The sequence below is a fragment of the Variovorax sp. 20P10.2.4 genome (assembly GCF_058244205.1).
Genome location: NZ_JBZAYE010001005.1, coordinates 1 through 1804, shown reverse-complemented (window position 1 = coordinate 1804; position 1804 = coordinate 1). Strand labels below are relative to the sequence as shown.

Annotated in this window: 1 protein-coding gene; it reads right to left on the bottom strand. The window is 72.9% G+C overall.

Translation table 11 applies throughout. From position 1 onward, the window contains the following. Positions 1-1804 (bottom strand): beta-ketoacyl synthase N-terminal-like domain-containing protein (locus tag AC27VN_RS40445; protein ID WP_490880358.1); only part of this gene is annotated, 1804 nt, incomplete at both ends.

Below are 1804 nucleotides of genomic sequence, written 5' to 3'. Positions count from 1 at the left end.
TGCGCCTTGCGGCCGACCGCGAGCGTGTGGGCCACGTCGGCCAGCGAATCCTCGGGATGCATCTCGAGGTGCGCCGCGAGCCGCTCGGTCGCCACCGCGAGCGCGGCCTCGGAACGAGCGGCCAGCGGCAGCACGTGCATGCCCTCGTCGGGCGCCGAGGCCGCGCGCGTGGGCGCTTCCTCGACGATGACGTGGGCATTGGTGCCGCCCACGCCGAACGAGCTCACGCCGGCGCGGCGCGGCTGCGCGCCACGTGGCCAGGGTTTCGGCTGCGGGTTGACGCGAAAGGGCGTGCGCTCGAAGCCGATCGCGGGATGCGGCGCGGTGAAATGCGCGGTCGGCGGAATGCATTCGTGCTGCAGCGCCAGCGCCGTCTTGATCAGGCCGGCCGCGCCGGCGGCCGTGACCATGTGGCCGACATTGCTCTTGAGCGAGCCCAGCGTGCAGAAGTCCAGTGCATCGGTGTGCTCGGCGAAGGCGCTGGCCAGCGCCTCGACCTCGATCGGATCGCCCATCGGCGTGGCGGTGCCATGCGCCTCGACGAAGGAGATGCTGCGCGCATCGACCCGGGCCGCGGCGAGCGCCGCGCGGATGACCGCGGCCTGCCCGTCCACGCTGGGCGCGGTGAAGCTGGCCTTCGCGCCGCCGTCGTTGTTGACGCAGGCGCTGCGCAGCACGGCATGGATGGTGTCGCCGTCGACCTGCGCGTCGGCCAGCCGCTTGAGCAGCACCACGGCCGCGCCGTCGCTGAAGACCGTGCCCTGCGCCTTCGCGTCGAAGCTGCGCGTGTGGCCGTCGGGCGAGAGCATCGCGCCCTCGTTGTAGAGGTAGCCGCTGCGCGGCGGGCAGGTGACCGCGGCGCCGCCGGCCAGCGCCATGTAGCACTGGCCGCTGCGCAGCGCATGGAAGGCCTGGGCCACCGCGACCAGCGAGGTCGAGCAGGCGGTGTGCACGCTGACCGCCGGCCCGGTGAGGTTGAGCCGGTGCGCGACGCGGGTGGCGATGTAGTCCTTCTCGTTGGCCAGCATCGTCTGGAACTCGCCGACCGCCTCGACCAGGTCGGGCCGGGTGCTCAGGTGGCGCTGCGCGTAGCTGGCGTTGTACATGCCGGCATACACGCCGACCGGGCCCGGCGCGGCATCGGGCACATAGCCCGCGCGCTCCAGGCATTCCCAGCAGATCTCGAGGAACACGCGCTGCTGCGGGTCCATCAGCGCGGCTTCCTTCGGCGCGATGCCGAAGAAGGCCGCGTCGAAGTCCTCGATGCCGTCGATCACGCCGCGCGCCCGCACATAGGCCGGGTCGCGGCGCAACGCCTCGCTCACGCCGGCGTCGAGCGTGACGTCGTCGAAGAAGCTGATGCTGTCGCGGCCGGCCACGAGGTTGTCCCAGAACTGCTCGACGTCGGCCGCGCCCGGAAAACGGCCGGCGGTGCCGATGAGGGCGATGGCGTCGACATCGGCGTCGGCATCGGCGGCCACGGCGCGTTCGCGCGGCGCTTCGATGGCGGCGCGGGCTTTCGCCTTGCCGCCCGGGCGCAGCCGGGTCGCGATCGCCGCGGGCGTGGGATGGCTGAAGAACAGGTTGGTCGACAGCGGCGCGCGCTGGTCGCGTTGGTCGCGCTGGAGCACGGCCAGCACCTGCAGCACGCGCATCGAGTCGCCGCCCAGGTCGAAGAAGTTGTCGTGCCGGCCGACCTCGGCGAGCTGCAGTGCGTGCGCGAAGGCCTCGCACACCGCCTGCTCGGCGGCATCGCGCGGCGCCTCGTAGGCCTGCGCGAGCGCGGGGCGCTCACCGGCCGGCT